Source organism: Neobacillus ginsengisoli, from assembly GCF_030813055.1.
Genome location: NZ_JAUSTW010000020.1, coordinates 1 through 17,114, shown reverse-complemented (window position 1 = coordinate 17,114; position 17,114 = coordinate 1). Strand labels below are relative to the sequence as shown.

The window sequence follows — 17,114 nt, the reverse complement described above, 5'->3', positions numbered from 1 at the left end:
CGAACACGGAAGTTAAGCTTCTCAGCGCCGATGGTAGTTGGGACGCGAGTCCCTGTGAGAGTAGGACGTTGCCAGGCAAAGATGAAAGACAACCTAATATGGGTTGTCTTTTTTTTTTAGAGAAGTAAACTATTCACGACTTATCTGAAAATGTGAAGCATTGTCGAAAAAGAACTTTTTTGAAGAATTTAATGTATAATAATTCGGTATAAAAATTTATCCCAAATAAGGATAGATAAACTATTTAATTAGCTGTTCATATTTATCTAATTTTTTATTTCCTACATTTTTTGACTATATTTGAAATTTTTTGCAAAAATGATATAAAACGTTGAAACATGAAATCTTACAAAATGAATTATAAAGGAGAAGGATAATTATGTTGAGGATCATCTCTGAGTATTTATGGAGGAATAAGGCCAGGGCAAGACAGCGGGCGATTTTTATTCCCGATGAGAGAGTGGGATTCCATAATGAATAAATTAAAGCTGTCCATCGAAAAATATGGGCAGTTTATTAAATTTTGTATTGTTGGAGCAACAAATACGGCTATTTCGTTCGTTGTGTATGCCTTGCTACTAAAACTTAATATGAATTATTTAATTGCAAGTACATTGTCGTATTTAGCGGGATTATTAAATGGCTATATATTCAGCTCATCATTTGTTTTTAAAGATAAGCCAAACTTAATTCAAGGGTTAAAGTTTTTGGGTGTGTACTTATCTTCTATGCTAATAAATTTAGCCTTATTATATATTCTTGTTGATTATTTTAAATTCTCAGAATTACTGGGACAGTTTATCGTAACGTGTTTTAATGTCATCTATAACTATTCTTTAAATAAATTCTGGACGTTTAAGAAGTAAAAATTAGATCATTATTTCCGATAATCGACTGCACAAGGCGCTGATCTAATAAACGGAGGGTTTGTGAATTTCTTATGATCTTTAGCGCGAATTAGGCGTTGGTGACCCAAACTTTTTTTCAATCCAATTTCGGTCGCCAAAGCCTTCAGGTGTGAATTGTCCAGTGACCAAGGGAAAAAAAACTTACGAATTTACCTATTGATTTTGCTGGCGATTTGCATTTCCCCCCATAAATAAACCAGTTGCTCTCCAGCGACTGGTTTTGCGTTTACCTTAAAAGAAATTGGTAAATTAAATACGGCCCTTTTTGTAATGTAATATTTAAAAAGGATTGTATAAACGGGTAATCCTTGTTAGGCATCATTTTTGATAATTCACTCCACCATTCGGTTTCATATCGGGCAATCATACTTAAATTATAAAGAAGTAAATAATGAATAAGCAGCTCCGGTAATTGAAGAGAGTCATTTTTTTTCATTGGTAGGGCAAAAAAGCCACTGTCCAAGTTATATTTTAAAGGTGACAACACTTTATGAGAATTTTCCTCCATTGTAAAAATAAGGCCGTCGTTAGAAAATTCAATTGGTTTTTCAAATTTTGACGCAAAGAACTCTTTAAAGCGATTTTCCGTCATATGATAGTGGTCTAAAATGCTGTCCGGTATCATAAATTGTTTTTCCTGAGAATGTACTTTTATAAAAGTCCTCTTACCCTCCAGTAAATAAAATAACTCATCTAATTCGGGAATTTGCTGAAGCAATTCTTCCATGGTTGCTTTTTCCCCTTCCATTTGTTTCATGTGAAACATTTTTTCTGACATAAAGGGATATAACCCGTTTTTTTGAAATTTAACCTCATCCTGGAAGAATTGGTAGTTTTGCTTTTTCCTTTTTCTTGTTGAAACACCATGTGCTAATACGGATGTTGTTTCCGGATAGGATGGATCAATCGTGAGTATACAAGCTTTAATTAGATGGACAAGGCCGTAAAAAAGCAGGATTGGTTTTAAGATGAGCGGTGCCTTTTCTGCCTGCTGATAATAAATTTGCCCATGTTCTAAATAATAAAGAAAGGGGTAGCAATTTTCGTAACTTTTTTGTTCCGGGTTATCAAGATTGGATTTATGATAGCTATTCTTTAAATAAGCTTGACAATATTCTGCAGAAAAAAAACAGGCGTAACTTTTCCATCCGTTAAATGGCACGCTCAAAGTAAAAACTCCTTTTTCAGAAAAATTAATTAAATACTTATTCCTTGACAGTATTTTGTCCAATTGATAACCTACAAATAAAAATTTTTTGTCGTGGAGGCCATAAAATGTGGGAAAGTAAATTTGCAAAAGAAGGTTTAACCTTTGATGATGTATTATTAATTCCAGGTAAGTCGGAAGTCCTTCCGCGTGATGTCAATCTTCAAATTGATTTGTCAGCAAATGTAAAGTTGAATATACCGCTTATTAGCGCAGGTATGGACACCGTTACCGAATCAGAAATGGCCATTGCTATGGCACGTCAAGGCGGATTAGGAATCATTCATAAAAACATGACCATTGAACAACAGGCAGAACAGGTCGAAAAGGTAAAGAGATCAGAAAGCGGTGTTATTACGGATCCTTTTTTCCTTACACCGGAACATCAAGTCTATGACGCTGAACATTTAATGGGGAAATATCGGATTTCAGGCGTACCTATTGTCAATAATGTTGAGGAGCAAAAGCTTGTCGGGATTATTACGAACCGGGATCTTCGTTTTATCCAGGATTATTCGTTTAAAATTTCCGATGTGATGACCCGGGAAAATCTCGTAACTGCTCCGGTGGGAACCACGTTGAAAGAGGCAGAAAAAATTCTGCAAAAGTATAAAATTGAAAAACTGCCGCTTGTAAGTGATCAAGGAGTATTAAAGGGCCTTATCACGATAAAAGATATCGAAAAGGTAATTGAATTTCCAAACTCTGCGAAAGATAAACAAGGCCGTCTGTTAGCAGGTGCTGCTGTAGGAGTAACCAAAGACACCATGAACCGTGTAGACAAACTTGTGAAGGCTAACGTAGATGTAATTGTTGTCGACACCGCACATGGCCATTCTAAAGGTGTTCTTGATACAGTTAAGGAAATTAGAAATGCTTATCCGGATTTAACGATTATTGCCGGAAATGTTGCGACTGCCGAAGCGACAAAAGATTTAATTAAAGCGGGAGCGGACATTGTTAAGGTCGGTATAGGGCCAGGCTCCATTTGTACCACCAGAGTCGTTGCGGGTGTCGGTGTTCCGCAAATTACTGCCGTCTATGATTGTGCCGGTGAAGCTATGAAGCATGGGAAGACGATTATTGCAGATGGCGGTATTAAATACTCCGGAGATATCGTAAAAGCACTTGCTGCAGGCGGACACGCAGTTATGCTTGGAAGTTTGCTTGCAGGCGTTTCTGAAAGCCCGGGCGAGACTGAAATTTTCCAAGGACGCCGCTTTAAGGTCTATCGCGGCATGGGTTCTGTTGCCGCAATGGAAAAGGGGTCAAAAGACCGATATTTTCAAGAAGACAATAAAAAATTCGTACCGGAGGGTATCGAAGGCCGTCTCCCATATAAAGGGCCATTAGCGGAGACCATATATCAATTAATTGGCGGCTTGCGCTCGGGAATGGGCTATTGCGGCACAAAGGACCTGGATGAATTAAGAAATAATGCCCAATTTATTAAAATGACAGGTGCCGGATTAAGGGAAAGTCACCCGCACGATGTCCAAATAACAAAAGAAGCACCAAATTACTCATTATAATAAAAAAAACAGAGAAGGTGTATCGACACTTCTCTGTTTTTTTTGCGGAAAAGAGGCAATGTCCCGATTTTATTTTTACTGAAAAAGTCCTAAGTAATATGGAATTTATGACGGATATGGAAAGAAGATAGGACATTGCTCTAGCTATGCTTTGCTATAGAGTTATGTTAAAATAACCAAGGTGTATTAATTCGTTGGAGGGCGTATAGAGTGAATAAATATTTATATCAGAAATATATTGCCGGTGCATTGGCAATGATTATGTTTTTTAGCCTTTTTGCAGGCTTGAATAAAGCTGAAGCAGAAACAGAAACAGCTGCATTAAATGTAAATGCCAGTGGTGCGATTTTGGTTGATGGTGAAACCGGTCAGGTTTTATATGAAAAAAATGCGGATAGTCCGCTTGGAATTGCAAGTATGTCAAAAATGATGACAGAATACATTTTGCTCGATGCGATTAAACAGGGCAAGGTAAAATGGGATCAAGAGTTCTCGGTTGATGATTTAGTTTATAAAATTTCCCAAAACCGTAATCTATCTAATGTCCCTTTACGCCGTGACGGTAAATATAAAGTTAAAGAGTTATATCAAGCGATGGCTATATACTCTGCAAATGGTGCAACGATTGCACTGGCAGAAGTGATTGGCGGTTCCGAGACAAACTTTGTAAAAATGATGAACAGTATGGGGAACAAACTAGGGTTGAAAAATTTCAAGTTTGTTAACTCTTCAGGATTAAATAATAGTGATTATAAGGGTGAGCAGCCTTCAGGAGGTGCTACGGATGAGAATGTAATGTCATCCCGTTCAGTCGCGACCTTAGCTTTTCACTTAATTAATGATTTCCCGGATGTTTTAAAAACAGCCAGCACACCTACAATGATGTTCAGACAAGGTACGACTGATCAAATTAAGATGGATAACTGGAACTGGATGCTGCCTACTCTGGTTTATGGCTATCAAGGCATGGACGGACTAAAAACAGGTACCACCGACTTTGCAGGCTACTGTTTTACCGGTACAGCAATGCGTGATGGGAAAAGATTTATAACCGTTGTTCAAAATGCAACAGATGCCTCAGGTAAAGGCGGGTATTCAGCACGCTTTGGCGAAACGCGAAAAATGCTGGATTATGCGTTCAGCAACTATTCGAAAGAAGAAATTGTACCTAAACATTATCAGGTAAAGGGACAGAAAACAGTTAAGGTAATCAAAGGGAAAGAAAATCAAGTAGAGATTTATACGCAATCAGCTCTTAATATGGTGATTCCAAATGGAGATAAGAAAAGTTATCAGCCCGTTCTAGTGTTGGATAAATCAAAGGTAAATCAAAACGGTGAACTTATAGCTCCGATAAAAAAAGGTGACATTGTTGGGTACTTAACAGTTAAACCGAAAAATGGCGGTAAAATTAGTTACTTAACCGCTGAAGGCCAGAAAAAGGCACAGGTACCTGTTGTGGCAGCTCAGGATGTTGAAAAAGCAAACTGGTTTGTTTTATCGATGAGAGGAATCGGCGGCTTCTTCGGAGGCATGTTCCATGGAATTTCCACTACTGTTAAAGGGTGGTTTAAATAAGAAATTTTCTTAAGGGGAAGTTAAAAAAAACATAAGAAAATTTTTACAAAGAGGATTCTTGTCTTGACAGGAATCCTTTTTTGTTGATATGTTTCTATAGGGAAGAATTAAAATCCTATTTTAAAATAAGATTTATCTAAAAATTCACAAAATACAACTCGAGGGGGATTTAGAATGATAACTGGAACAGATCGTGTTAAACGGGGAATGGCAGAAATGCAAAAGGGTGGCGTCATCATGGACGTTGTTAATGCGGAACAGGCTAAAATCGCTGAGGAAGCAGGAGCAGTTGCAGTAATGGCCTTAGAACGTGTACCTTCAGATATTCGTGCAGCCGGCGGTGTTGCAAGAATGGCCGATCCGCGAATTGTTGAGGAAGTATTAGGCGCAGTTACAATCCCTGTTATGGCCAAAGCAAGAATCGGTCATATTGTTGAGGCTCGTATCCTTGAAGCTATGGGTGTTGACTATATTGACGAAAGTGAAGTTTTAACACCTGCAGATGAAGAATTCCATTTATATAAAAAAGAATATACTGTACCGTTTGTATGCGGTTGCCGCGATCTTGGTGAGGCTGCCCGCAGGATCGGTGAAGGAGCTTCCATGCTTCGTACTAAGGGTGAACCCGGGACTGGAAACATCGTGGAAGCAGTTCGCCACATCCGTAAGGTTAATGCTCAAGTGCGTAAAGTAGTAGGAATGAACGAAGATGAGCTTATGACAGAAGCTAAGCTTTTGGGTGCACCATTTGAATTGCTTCTTGAAATTAAACGTCTCGGTCGCCTTCCGGTAGTTAACTTTGCAGCCGGTGGTGTAGCAACGCCTGCTGATGCGGCTCTAATGATGCAATTGGGAGCGGACGGAGTATTTGTTGGCTCCGGTATTTTCAAATCCGAAAATCCTGCCAAATTTGCAAGAGCGATTGTTGAAGCAACTACTCATTACCAAGACTACAAATTGATTGCTGAGCTTTCAAAGGATCTTGGAACGCCAATGAAGGGCATTGAAATTTCATCACTCGCACCTGAAGCACGGATGCAGGAACGCGGCTGGTAAAACGAAAAGCGGAAGAGCCCGTTTAGCAACGTTCAAGATAAAACTGATAAGTAACAAAGGAGTAATTTTTTATGGTGAAAATAGGGGTACTTGCCTTGCAAGGCGCTGTTCGTGAACACATAAAATCGGTTGAAGAATGTGGCGTCGAAGCCATAGCCATAAAAAGAATAGAAGAATTAAAAGAGGTAGACGGCTTAATCCTTCCCGGCGGAGAAAGCACGGCGATGCGCCGCTTGATTGATAAATATGATTTTATGGGTGCATTGAAGGAATTCGCGCAGGAAGGAAAACCGATGTTTGGCACATGTGCAGGTTTGATTTTACTGGCAAAAAACATTATCGGTCATGATCCGCATATTGGCGTCATGGACATTACGGTTGAACGCAACTCTTTTGGCCGCCAAGTAGATAGCTTTGAGGCCGACCTCGACATCAAGGATGTAGCTGGAAGTTTCCCGGCAGTGTTTATTCGGGCGCCGCACATCGTGGAGGCAGGTCCGGAGGTTGAAATTCTTTCAAAGCATAATGACCGCATTGTCGCCGCGCGTGAAGGACAATTTCTTGGCTGTTCCTTCCATCCGGAACTGACAGATAATCATCGCCTTACGGCTTACTTCGTTGAAATGGTGAAGGAAGCAAAAGCAAAACAACTAGTATAATTTGGTTGCAAATGGCTAATAATTATAGTACATTAAAATATACCAAATTCTTATAATGTTAAAGCAATGAGAGGAAATAGTAATAGGAACCTCATTCTCTAGAGAGCCGATGGCTGGTGTAAATCGGTGGATGAAGCTTGTGAATCCCTCCTCGAGTAAGGTATGGAACGCCTATAATGGGTAAGTAAGTACTTTCGGTAGAAACCGTTAAATTTTTTCAAGGTGAACAGTTTTTGGCTGTTAACCAGGGTGGTAACGCGGGTAACTCCCGTCCCTGTTTTAGGGGCGGGAGTTTTTTGTATTTTAAAGCGGAAGCACCCGTTTAGCGACGTATGGGCTGGACCGCTCAGACTGAGATAAAGGAAACACGAAGAGCGGAGCGATTCGATGTTGACTTATCGTAGGGAGGAGAGGGAAGTCCACTAGTCGCTGGGTGCTGGAGCTAGATAGTTATCAAAGTTAAAGGAGTGTAGAATTATGCTTGATTTAAAAAACTTAAGAGCTAATTTTGCTGAAGTGAAGGAGAAACTGCAGCATCGCGGTGAGGATTTAACCGATCTTGGCCGGTTTGAAGATCTTGACCAAAAAAGACGCGAATTAATTGTAGAATCTGAACAATTGAAAAGCAGGCGAAACGAAGTTTCCCAGCAAGTAGCAACATTAAAACGGGAAAAACAGGATGCGGACCATTTAATCCGGGAAATGCGTGAGGTTGGCGACCGAATTAAATCATTGGATGATGAACTGCGGGGAGTGGAGGAGACACTTGAGCTATTGTTATTGAGCATTCCTAATATCCCTCATGAAAGCGTTCCGATTGGCGAAACCGAGGATGATAATGTTGAAATTAGAAAATGGGGGCAGGTTCGTCAGTTTGAGTTCGAAGCAAAGCCTCATTGGGATATTGCCGACCAATTAGGCATTCTTGATTTTGAACGTGCGGGCAAGGTTACAGGAAGCCGTTTTGTATTTTACAAAGGCCTTGGAGCCCGCCTGGAGCGTGCATTAATCAGCTTTATGCTTGATCTCCATGTTGATGAGCATGGCTACACGGAAATCTTGCCGCCTTATTTAGTAAACCGTGCGAGCATGACGGGAACCGGGCAGTTACCGAAATTTGCAGAAGACGCCTTTTTAATTGAAAACGAAGACTATTTCTTAATTCCAACCGCTGAGGTACCTGTTACAAATCTTCACCGGGATGAAATCTTAAACGGAGAGCAGTTGCCTATCCGCTTTGCGGCGTACAGCGCGTGCTTCCGCTCAGAGGCAGGCTCTGCCGGAAGGGACACTAGGGGATTAATTCGTCAGCACCAATTCAATAAGGTCGAGCTCGTAAAGTTTGTAAAGCCGGAAGATTCATATGAAGAATTGGAGAAACTGACTAATGATGCAGAAAGAGTTCTGCAATTGCTGGAGCTGCCATACCGTGTGTTAAGCATGTGTACCGGTGACCTTGGCTTTACAGCCGCCAAAAAATACGACATTGAAGTATGGATCCCAAGTTACGAAACGTACCGTGAGATTTCTTCATGCAGTAACTTTGAGGCTTTCCAGGCCCGTCGTGCTAACATTCGGTTCCGCCGTGATCCAAAGGCAAAGCCGGAACATGTTCACACCTTAAATGGTTCAGGTCTTGCAATTGGAAGGACGGTTGCCGCTATTTTGGAAAATTATCAGCAAGAGGATGGCAGTGTGGTCATTCCAACTGTATTACGTCCATATATGGGTAATCGTGAGGTAATAAAGCCTAACTAAGATTGCTTGTCATTATTCCGGACGGATTCTCTGGGAAGATAAGAAAGCATAAATTTTGGCTTTGAGAATTGTCTAGCGCAAGCAGCCCAGCGACTAGTGTGCTTCGCTAAACGGGGCGCTTGCGCTTTTCTTTCTGTCCGGAATAATTCACATTTTGCTATTGACAATTAATTAGGAATATGATAAATTATTTTTTGTCGATACGGAGGAATACCCAAGTCCGGCTGAAGGGATCGGTCTTGAAAACCGACAGGCGGGTTAAACCGCGCGGGGGTTCGAATCCCTCTTCCTCCGCCATAACTATTATTATTGACTATCGCGCATAAAAACTGGAGATAAAATTCGTTGCAAGCAATTGTAACGAATTTTTTTTATAATTGTCTAGCTCCAGCGTCCAGCGACTAGTGTACTTCGCTAAACGGACGCCTCCGCTTTTCTAATAAACAAAAGCACACAAGGCATTTAGCCTATGTGTGCTTTTGTTCTATTTAGGATTTCATTTAATTTCTCTTCAACATCGCGGCAAATCCTTAAAGCATCCTCAGTGCTTTTGACAACATCTGTCGTATCCATATCAATAATAAGCACTTCGCTTGCAGCGTATTGATTAATTACCCACTCATCATAACCCTTCCATACTTCAAAGTAATACTCTTTCAGTTCAGGGTTAATTTCAAAGCTTCGGCCGCGGGCCATAATGCGGTCAATTACCGTATCGAAGGAACCTTTTAAGTAAACCATTAAATCCGGCGCTTTTTTTGGAAGTTCATTTAACTCTTCCATCATATTTTCAACAAGCTCTTCATATATTTTGAATTCGAGGTCTGAAATTCTGCCTAAGTTTTTATTCACATAGGCAAAATACCAATCTTCATAAATCGAACGGTCTTGAATCGTGTAAATCGGCTCTTGCCAGTTAAGACATTCTTTAACGGTTTTAAACCGTTTATTTAAGAAAAATAATTGCAGGAGAAAGGGAATTCTCTTTGAGTCTAACTCTTCAGGAGTCAATTCATAGTAGAGCGGGAGAATCGGATTGTCATCCACCGCTTCATAAAAAACCTTACTCTTAATTCCTCTATTTTGAAAGTGTGCATTCAACGTGTCAGCAACACTTGTTTTCCCAAGTCCAATCATTCCACCAATAACGATACTCACGAACATCCCCCTGATCTTAAATTGTATTAGTCCAGCTATTTGTTTTTAACGATAATGAAAGCTTTTCAAAAATATGGTTTAAATCCTGTTCGCTCTTTACAAAATCCAACTCATCGCCGCTAAAACGTAGAACGGGTATTTCAGGATGCATCTTTTCAAAGCTCGTTATGGCCGCTTCGTAATCTATGGATAGCTGTTCTAAATATAAAGGGCTGATATTTTTCTCTACTTCACGCCCTCTTATTTTAATCCGCTTTAAAAGCGTGTCCAGACTTGCATTTAAATATATAATGACATTAGGCTTCGGCATATCTTCAGTAAGAATTTGATAAATCTTATAATACTTTTGGTACTCATCTGTATTTAATGTTCTTTGGGCAAAAATCAGGTTTTTAAAAATATGGTAGTCGGCTACCACCGATTGATTTTTGCTTAAATAATGGGTATTGATATCCCCTAATTGCTTATAGCGATTGCAGAGAAAGAACATTTCCGTTTGGAAGCTCCATTCCTCGATATTTTCATAAAACTTTCCTAAAAATGGATTTTCATCGACAATCTCTTTTAATAAAGCAAAATTAAATTGGTCTGAAATGGCTTTTGCGAGAGATGTCTTACCTACGCCAATCGGCCCTTCAACGGTAATAAAGGGTGTATCCCCCATGTTGCTGCTCCTCCTTCACCAACTGCCTGCTCTTTCTATGCTTAACCGGATTCACCTGAATAATTTCCTCTAGTCTAAATGACACAAAGAATATTTTATCATAATCTGTCACAGGAAGGGATATGGAATATTTTGAAGTAAGTAGATTTATGTCGAATATATAAAGAAACTGCCGAATGTCGGCAGTTTTTGGTTGGAAAAATTTAAGAGGGTCTTTTTGTGACATTGAAGTTTTCCTCGATTAATAACCAGTTCTGCGGGAAAGATAACCCTAGCTTCCAGTAGCTCATTCCTCTTATATTTAATTCTTTGATTAAGTTAAACTTGGCTTGGATTGAACGGGCATCTTCAAACCACACCTCATGCTGCTTCCCGCTCGAATCTGTATAATTGAAATGAGGCGCCTGTGCTTTTGTATCATATAGAATAGGTACCTTATGATTAGCTGCAAGCTGGATCGCCTGTTGCGGACTGACCGCCTTTGCTACCGTTCCCTGAACAAACGGCAGGGTCCAATCATATCCATATAGGTTTTGCCCCATTAGGATTTTAGTAGAAGGCATAGCCGTTACCGCATAATCTAAAACTCTTCGGACCTGATCAATCGGTGATACCGCCATCGCAGGGCCGCCGCTATAGCCCCATTCATAAGTCATGATGACCACAAAGTCAGAGATTTCCCCGTGTGCCTTATAGTCATGTCCTTCATACCATTTACCTTTTTGCGTCGCACTTGTTTTCGGTGCCAGTGCGGTCGACATCAGCCAGCCTTCATTTTTAAATCTTGCCTTTGCTTTTTTTAAAAAATTATTGTAGGCCTCGCGATCAACCGGGCGTAAATATTCAAAATCAAAATGGATATCTCTGAAACCATATTTTTTCGCTGTCGTAACAATACTGTTTAAAAATTTATCTTGAATCGCGATATCAGTAAGTAAGATCCGTCCTAATTCATCATTGAATTGATCATTCTCCTGATTGTTAATAACCATCATTAAAACATTTTGATTCGCTTTTGCAATAGAGGGGAAATTATTCAACAACGGTTCCTTTAGTGTGCCGTCACGGCGGGCTTGAAAAGCGAAAGGTGCTAAATACGTTAGATAGGGAGCAGCCTCACGGGCGCTGTTTTCTAAAATAGGAGCAACGGATGTTCCGCGGGGTTCTACATAGCCGTTAAATTCAGCATTTCTTTTTCTTGTTCTTGGAATATAAAGCCGATATCCCACTTGGAGATGTTGATTAACCGGAATTCGATTTACCGAAGCAAGCTCCTGAGGCGGTACTCCTACTTTTTGTGAAATAGTCCATAGGCTATCTCCCGGCTGAACGAAATAAAAGCTGCCGATGATCGGAATGATAATTGATTGTCCCGTGACAAGATTGTTTGGATTCGGTAACTCGTTTGCATCTGTTATATCTTTAGCAGTCGTATGATATGCCCTTGCAATACTCTCTAATGATTCATTACTTCGAACCACATGAATTTGCATCCTATCCCCTCCCTGTAGACCTACGCTACACCTATTTTATGAGGGAGGTAGAGGATAAATGTTATAATGATTGTAAATTCCATGGCTGCTGGGCTCAATCCCTGCCTTTAAAACATTTTTCATAATTAGTAATGCATACTAATTATCCAAGTCATCTACTGAGGCAATGCAATTTTCAGGAACCAAAAGCTGATATTCCCTCATAAATTGATTATTTTTTCAAAGTCAGCCTGCCATAAATTATAATGATCATTAACGAAAATGACCGATAACTTTTTTTTATTGAAGCTTTCCTTTAAATCTTTAATGGGTTGGGCAATTTTGAATGCCTTTTTGGCAAGAATGGGACCATGGGAAAAATCAAAGTTATTAATCATGTCGATAATAAGTAAGGCAGGACGGATATCATTCATCTATTTCTCTCCTTCTTATTTTATTTTGGAGAGCGGAAGTAATTTTTATCCTGTTAAAAGGAGAAACGTCGTGATGGCAGATTTGATTGAAGACGAATATTTTATGAAAGAAGCGATAAAGGAAGCGAAAAGAGCGGAGGAATTAAAGGAGGTACCGATTGGAGCGGTAATCGTGATCGGTGATAAAATTATTTCCCGGGCACATAACTTGCGGGAAAGTCAGCAAAATGCTGTTGCTCACGCTGAACTATTAGCTATCGACAGGGCTTGTCGGGTTAGGGGTTCGTGGCGTCTGGAGGATGCGACCCTTTATGTTACATTGGAGCCTTGCCCGATGTGTTCGGGTGCCATCATTCTATCAAGGGTAAAAAGAGTAGTTTATGGTGCAGCAGACCCTAAGGGAGGATGTGCGGGCACCTTTATGAATCTTTTGCAGGATGTGCGGTTTAACCATCAATGTGAACTTACAAAGGGAGTATTGGAAGATGAGTGCGGCAGCATGCTCTCAAGCTTTTTTCGCGGGCTTAGAGAAAGAAGAAAGTTAGAAAAAAAACAAGCGAGAGAAATGCAATTGGATCTCCTTACAGGAATTGACAGGGAATAAAGATTGATTTTTTTTCTAAATGTTTGTATACTAAAAAAGCGTCAGATACGACGCATTGAAAATTTGGTATCAACTTTGCCGTGCTAGGTGGGGAGGTAGCGGTGCCCTGTACTCGCAATCCGCTCTAGCGAGACTGAATCCCTTCTCTGAGGCTGATGTCCTGTAGGGTCTGCCTTAAGTAAGTGGTGTTGACGCTCTGGTCCTGCGCAATGGGAATCCATGAACCATGTCAGGTCCGGAAGGAAGCAGCATTAAGTGGACGCTCCCATGTGCCGCAGGGTTGCCTGGGCCGAGCTAACTGCTTAAGTAACGCTTATGGGCGTCAGTCGAAGGAAGGTGCACGGCAGTTATTACATATGCCTATAAAATTAACTCATCTCGATTACGGGATGAGTTTTTTTGTGAACTCTGTTGAATTCGTTTTGGAAAAATAAAACTAGATAGAGTATAATAAATTAGATGAAAATTCGGAAGGGGGCGGTGTTTTTGGCATATCAGGCTTTATATCGTGTTTGGCGTCCGCAAACATTTCTCGATGTAGTAGGACAAGAACATGTAACCAAAACATTGCAAAACGCCCTGCTTCAAGAGAAAATTTCTCACGCCTATTTATTCTCCGGACCAAGAGGGACGGGTAAAACAAGTGCGGCGAAGATTTTAGCGAAAGCAGTCAATTGCGAGCGTGCACCTGTAGCTGAGCCTTGTAATGAATGCGGAGCCTGCCGCGGGATTACAAACGGAACGATTCCCGATGTTCTTGAATTTGATGCAGCCTCAAATTCACGTGTCGAAGAAATGCGTGATGTCCTTGATAAGGTCAAATTTGCCCCGACAGCTGTTAAATACAAGGTCTATATCATAGATGAAGTGCATATGCTATCCATTAGCGCCTTTAATGCCTTGTTAAAAACGTTAGAAGAACCGCCGAAGCATGTGATCTTTATTTTGGCCACAACAGAACCCCATAAAATACCGCTGACGATTATCTCTAGATGCCAACGTTTCGACTTCAGACGCATAACAGCCCAATCAATTGTGAATCGAATGAAGTTAATTGTCGAGGAAACAGGGGTTGCTTGCGATGAACGGGCGCTGCAAATGATTGCAAGAGCAGCGGAAGGCGGTATGCGTGATGCCTTAAGCTTATTAGATCAGGCGATATCCTTTAGTCAGGACCGTGTCACCTTGGAGGATGCACTTACTGTAACAGGCTCTGTATCACAAGGTTTTTTGAACAAATTAGCAAATGCTTTCCAAGAGAAGGATGTTGCAAACGGACTAGAAGCGTTGGAGGAGCTTTTGTTCCACGGTAAAGATCCAACCCGTTTCATTGAGGATTTGATTTTATTTTATCGGGATATGCTGTTGTTTAAAACAGCGCCAAATCTTGAGGAATCCTTGGAAAGAGTAATGCTCGATGATGATTTCCTTCGTATGGCAGAATCGATACAGACTGCTCAGATATATCAGCTTATTGATCTTTTAAATAAAACACAGCAAGAAATGCGCTGGACGAACCACCCGAGAATTTTTTTGGAGGTCGCGATTGTCAAACTGTGCCAATTGGAAGTTAGGCAAACGGAACTACCTCAGACAGATCAAGTCTTACAATTGATTTCGAGAATTGATCAGCTGGAAACTGAATTACAGCAGTTGAAGGCCGGCGGCGTAACAATAAACCGGGAATCAGCCCCTCCTGCACAAAAACCTGCTCAACGAACTTCGAGGAAAGGTTTCCAACCGGCTGTCGGTAAAATAAATGAAGTTTTAAAACAAGCAACGAAAAGTGATTTAAATCAAATTAAGAGTAAATGGGCAGAAATGCTGACAAGGTTAATGAAATCACATGCGGCATTACTAAATGAAGCTGAACCGGTGGCCGCATCTTCAAATGCCTTTATCGTAAAATTCAAACATGAAATTCATTGTCAAATGGCTATGGAAAATAGCCGGTTTATCGAAACAATGACAACTGCATTAAATGAATTAACAGGAAGAAGATTTTCTTTATTGGGTGTTCCGGAAGAACAATGGATGTCAATTAGAGAAAGCTTTTTAAGCACGCAGCATGCTGATGAAGGAGCGAGCGGGGAAAATAAGCAAGAGGAAGAACCGCATATTTCGGAGGCAAAAAAACTGTTTGGTGCTGAATTTGTAGAAATTATTGATTAATTAATTGGAGGTAGAAATTATGATGCGTGGCGGAATGGGAAATATGCAAAATATGATGAAGCAAATGCAAAAAATGCAAAAGGAAATGGCGAAAGCACAAGAAGAATTAGGTCAACAAAAGATCGAAGGCACGGCGGGCGGCGGAATGGTTACTGTAATTGTTACAGGACATAAGGAAGTAGTAGAAGTGAAAATTAATCCTGAAGCGGTGGACCCGGAAGATGTCGAAATGCTCCAAGATCTTGTATTAGCCGCAACTAATGACGCCCTAAAAAAGGTAGAAGAGCTAACAAATAATACAATGGGGCAATTTACAAAAGGAATGAATCTTCCTTTTTAGGAGAGGAAAAAAATGCATTATCCTGAACCGATCTCAAAGCTGATTGACAGCTTTATGAAATTGCCGGGTATCGGCCCGAAAACGGCCGCACGTCTGGCTTTTTTTGTCTTAAGTATGAAAGAAGACACCGTACTTGATTTTGCTAAAGCGCTGGTGAATGCAAAACGTAATCTTACTTATTGTTCGGTATGCGGGCATATTACGGATCAAGACCCATGCTACATTTGTGAGGATGTGCGAAGGGATAAGACTATTATCTGTGTTGTTCAAGACCCGAAAGATGTTATTGCTATGGAGAAAATGAAGGAGTTCAATGGTTTGTATCATGTTTTGCATGGGGCCATCTCTCCGATGGATGGAATTGGACCGGAGGATATCAATATCCCCGATTTATTAAAGCGGCTGCAGGATGAAACGGTGCAGGAGGTAATCTTAGCAACGAATCCGAATATTGAAGGTGAAGCAACAGCTATGTATATTTCAAGGCTGTTAAAGCCATCAGGAATTAAAACGACAAGAATTGCCCATGGCCTGCCTGTTGGCGGAGATCTTGAGTATGCGGATGAAGTTACCTTATCAAAAGCGTTAGAGGGCCGAAGAGAATTATAAATACCGGGGGAATCAACTATGTTTTTTCGGCGTAAAGGAAGGCTCCGTAAAGAGTTTGATGAAAAGATGTTAACCCAATTAAATGAATATAAGGCAGATTGGCAACAGCAAAAACTGCTACTAGATAAGAGTTTCGACCCATCGGAAGAAGTTATTTGCCAAACAAAAATAGCCGAAGTGAAATACTTTTTTCTATTAAAAGAAGCAAAGCAGCGAAATATAACGATAAAGAGATAAGCATAAAGCTGTTCCCATCCATGGTCTATTTTTACAAACTTGTACATAAGTTAGTAGTAAAATACTTGGAGGGGGACAGCTTTTTTGGAACCTATTATCGTAATATCCATTTTAGGCGGGCTTATACTTTTATTATTATTTACAGGTGGTCCATTTAAATCCGTGAAATTTGTCGGCCAAGCTGTTATTAAATTATTAATTGGAGCGTTGTTCCTATTTTTCCTAAATGTTGCGGGTAATCGGTACGGCATTCATGTTCCTATTAATTTTGCCACATCCGCTGTATCCGGGTTCTTAGGGATACCGGGGTTATTTGCGTTAGTAGCTATTCAAAAATGGATTATTTAACCTCGAAAACCGCTGTGTAACAGCGGTTTTCCTTTTGGTATTAAATGAAATAAAATTATTTTATATTAATGTATTGACCGATTCGTTAGATTGCTGTAATATATTAAAAGTCGTCAGCGAAACGGCAGAAAAACATTTTCAAAAAGTTGTTGACTAAATTAACTGGAAATGTTATATTAATAGAGTCGCTTTTGAGCGAATGTAAAATCGATCTTTGAAAACTAAACGAACAAAATCGTGCAAACAAACAATAACTATCAGTGAATATTTCGCAAGAAAATTTACTTTTGCCAACGTAACTTTTATGAGCTAATCAACTTTCTTGGAGAGTTTGATCCTGGCTCAGGACGAACGCTGGCGGCGTGCCTAATACATGCA

Annotated in this window: 17 protein-coding genes, 1 tRNA gene, 2 rRNA genes, 1 other RNA gene and 1 other annotated feature; of the genes, 16 read left to right on the top strand and 5 right to left on the bottom strand. The window is 40.2% G+C overall.

Translation table 11 applies throughout. The annotated features are described in order from the left end of the window. Both rrf and J2S10_RS27070 read left to right on the top strand, forming a co-directional pair. A 5S ribosomal RNA gene (gene rrf / locus J2S10_RS27640) occupies positions 1-77 on the top strand; the annotation flags it as partial. Between the two features lie 375 nt (positions 78-452). Next, positions 453-866 carry a GtrA family protein gene (locus J2S10_RS27070; protein WP_307414262.1) on the top strand — a complete coding sequence of 138 codons (414 nt, stop codon included), beginning with the start codon at positions 453-455 and terminating at the stop codon, positions 864-866. Between the two features lie 268 nt (positions 867-1,134). Here the strand turns inward: J2S10_RS27070 and J2S10_RS27065 are convergent, their stop codons facing one another. Beyond that, positions 1,135-2,076: a YaaC family protein gene (locus J2S10_RS27065; protein ID WP_307414260.1), complete on the bottom strand. Its 942-nt coding sequence runs from the start codon at positions 2,074-2,076 to the stop codon at positions 1,135-1,137. Between the two features lie 107 nt (positions 2,077-2,183). Here J2S10_RS27065 and guaB point away from each other — a divergent pair, with 107 nt between their 5' ends. The 6 genes from guaB to J2S10_RS27035 all read left to right on the top strand — a co-directional run bounded on the left by guaB (position 2,184) and on the right by J2S10_RS27035 (position 8,995). Then, positions 2,184-3,647: an IMP dehydrogenase gene (gene guaB / locus J2S10_RS27060; RefSeq protein ID WP_307414258.1), complete on the top strand. Its 1,464-nt coding sequence runs from the start codon at positions 2,184-2,186 to the stop codon at positions 3,645-3,647. A 210-nt stretch (positions 3,648-3,857) separates the two neighbouring features. Continuing rightward, entirely contained in the window at positions 3,858-5,225 is a 1,368-nt protein-coding gene (locus J2S10_RS27055) for a serine hydrolase (RefSeq protein ID WP_307414257.1), read from the top strand. Positions 5,226-5,399: 174 nt separating this feature from the next. Beyond that, on the top strand, positions 5,400-6,281 hold the full coding sequence (gene pdxS / locus J2S10_RS27050) for a pyridoxal 5'-phosphate synthase lyase subunit PdxS (protein ID WP_307414255.1): 882 nt from the start codon (positions 5,400-5,402) through the stop codon (positions 6,279-6,281). A gap of 71 nt (positions 6,282-6,352) precedes the next feature. Continuing rightward, entirely contained in the window at positions 6,353-6,940 is a 588-nt protein-coding gene (gene pdxT, locus J2S10_RS27045; protein WP_307414253.1) for a pyridoxal 5'-phosphate synthase glutaminase subunit PdxT, read from the top strand. Positions 6,941-6,997: 57 nt separating this feature from the next. Continuing rightward, positions 6,998-7,219: a binding site (T-box leader), on the top strand. Between the two features lie 198 nt (positions 7,220-7,417). Beyond that, a complete protein-coding gene (gene serS / locus J2S10_RS27040; protein WP_307414251.1) occupies positions 7,418-8,698 on the top strand; it encodes a serine--tRNA ligase in 1,281 nt (426 codons plus the stop codon). A 204-nt stretch (positions 8,699-8,902) separates the two neighbouring features. Further along, positions 8,903-8,995: transfer RNA gene (locus J2S10_RS27035), tRNA-Ser, on the top strand. Positions 8,996-9,160: 165 nt separating this feature from the next. On the opposite strand, the gene J2S10_RS27030 is transcribed toward J2S10_RS27035, so the two are convergent. The 4 genes from J2S10_RS27030 to J2S10_RS27605 all read right to left on the bottom strand — a co-directional run bounded on the left by J2S10_RS27030 (position 9,161) and on the right by J2S10_RS27605 (position 12,426). Continuing rightward, entirely contained in the window at positions 9,161-9,862 is a 702-nt protein-coding gene (locus tag J2S10_RS27030) for a deoxynucleoside kinase (RefSeq protein ID WP_370876303.1), read from the bottom strand. 10 nt (positions 9,863-9,872) lie between these two features. Then, positions 9,873-10,520: a deoxynucleoside kinase gene (locus tag J2S10_RS27025; protein WP_307414247.1), complete on the bottom strand. Its 648-nt coding sequence runs from the start codon at positions 10,518-10,520 to the stop codon at positions 9,873-9,875. Between the two features lie 203 nt (positions 10,521-10,723). Then, positions 10,724-12,013, bottom strand: coding sequence for a glycoside hydrolase family 18 protein (locus J2S10_RS27020; protein ID WP_307414245.1), 1,290 nt, complete (start codon positions 12,011-12,013; stop codon positions 10,724-10,726). 200 nt (positions 12,014-12,213) lie between these two features. Beyond that, positions 12,214-12,426, bottom strand: a complete 213-nt coding sequence (locus J2S10_RS27605; protein ID WP_370876302.1) for a hypothetical protein — start codon at positions 12,424-12,426, stop codon at positions 12,214-12,216. A 73-nt stretch (positions 12,427-12,499) separates the two neighbouring features. Between J2S10_RS27605 and tadA the strand changes: the two genes are divergently transcribed. From tadA to J2S10_RS26975, 8 genes are all read left to right on the top strand, one after another. Continuing rightward, positions 12,500-13,030: a tRNA adenosine(34) deaminase TadA gene (gene tadA / locus J2S10_RS27010; protein WP_307414244.1), complete on the top strand. Its 531-nt coding sequence runs from the start codon at positions 12,500-12,502 to the stop codon at positions 13,028-13,030. Between the two features lie 78 nt (positions 13,031-13,108). After that, positions 13,109-13,374, top strand: an RNA gene (gene ffs / locus J2S10_RS27005) — signal recognition particle sRNA large type. Positions 13,375-13,516: 142 nt separating this feature from the next. Further along, on the top strand, positions 13,517-15,202 hold the full coding sequence (dnaX, locus tag J2S10_RS27000; protein ID WP_307414242.1) for a DNA polymerase III subunit gamma/tau: 1,686 nt from the start codon (positions 13,517-13,519) through the stop codon (positions 15,200-15,202). 19 nt (positions 15,203-15,221) lie between these two features. Then, a complete protein-coding gene (locus tag J2S10_RS26995) occupies positions 15,222-15,542 on the top strand; it encodes a YbaB/EbfC family nucleoid-associated protein (protein ID WP_307414240.1) in 321 nt (106 codons plus the stop codon). Positions 15,543-15,554: 12 nt separating this feature from the next. Then, on the top strand, positions 15,555-16,151 hold the full coding sequence (recR, locus tag J2S10_RS26990) for a recombination mediator RecR (protein WP_307414238.1): 597 nt from the start codon (positions 15,555-15,557) through the stop codon (positions 16,149-16,151). 18 nt (positions 16,152-16,169) lie between these two features. Further along, on the top strand, positions 16,170-16,388 hold the full coding sequence (locus J2S10_RS26985; RefSeq protein WP_307414236.1) for a YaaL family protein: 219 nt from the start codon (positions 16,170-16,172) through the stop codon (positions 16,386-16,388). Positions 16,389-16,472: 84 nt separating this feature from the next. Then, a complete protein-coding gene (locus tag J2S10_RS26980) occupies positions 16,473-16,736 on the top strand; it encodes a pro-sigmaK processing inhibitor BofA family protein (RefSeq protein ID WP_307414234.1) in 264 nt (87 codons plus the stop codon). A gap of 319 nt (positions 16,737-17,055) precedes the next feature. Beyond that, positions 17,056-17,114 (top strand): 16S ribosomal RNA (locus J2S10_RS26975); the annotation flags it as partial.

Excerpts from the sequence above, each read along its gene's own strand:
- J2S10_RS27020 (WP_307414245.1), bottom strand. The coding sequence starts at position 12,013 with ATGCAAATTCATGTGGTTCGAAGTAATGAATCATTAGAGAGTATTGCA.
- J2S10_RS27070 (WP_307414262.1), top strand. The coding sequence starts at position 453 with ATGAGAGAGTGGGATTCCATAATGAATAAATTAAAGCTGTCCATCGAA.
- tadA (WP_307414244.1), top strand. The coding sequence starts at position 12,500 with ATGGCAGATTTGATTGAAGACGAATATTTTATGAAAGAAGCGATAAAG.
- serS (WP_307414251.1), top strand. The coding sequence starts at position 7,418 with ATGCTTGATTTAAAAAACTTAAGAGCTAATTTTGCTGAAGTGAAGGAG.
- J2S10_RS27030 (WP_370876303.1), bottom strand. The coding sequence starts at position 9,862 with ATGTTCGTGAGTATCGTTATTGGTGGAATGATTGGACTTGGGAAAACA.
- guaB (WP_307414258.1), top strand. The coding sequence starts at position 2,184 with ATGTGGGAAAGTAAATTTGCAAAAGAAGGTTTAACCTTTGATGATGTA.
- J2S10_RS26985 (WP_307414236.1), top strand. The coding sequence starts at position 16,170 with ATGTTTTTTCGGCGTAAAGGAAGGCTCCGTAAAGAGTTTGATGAAAAG.
- recR (WP_307414238.1), top strand. The coding sequence starts at position 15,555 with ATGCATTATCCTGAACCGATCTCAAAGCTGATTGACAGCTTTATGAAA.
- pdxT (WP_307414253.1), top strand. The coding sequence starts at position 6,353 with ATGGTGAAAATAGGGGTACTTGCCTTGCAAGGCGCTGTTCGTGAACAC.
- J2S10_RS26995 (WP_307414240.1), top strand. The coding sequence starts at position 15,222 with ATGATGCGTGGCGGAATGGGAAATATGCAAAATATGATGAAGCAAATG.
- J2S10_RS27025 (WP_307414247.1), bottom strand. The coding sequence starts at position 10,520 with ATGGGGGATACACCCTTTATTACCGTTGAAGGGCCGATTGGCGTAGGT.
- J2S10_RS27605 (WP_370876302.1), bottom strand. The coding sequence starts at position 12,426 with ATGAATGATATCCGTCCTGCCTTACTTATTATCGACATGATTAATAAC.
- pdxS (WP_307414255.1), top strand. The coding sequence starts at position 5,400 with ATGATAACTGGAACAGATCGTGTTAAACGGGGAATGGCAGAAATGCAA.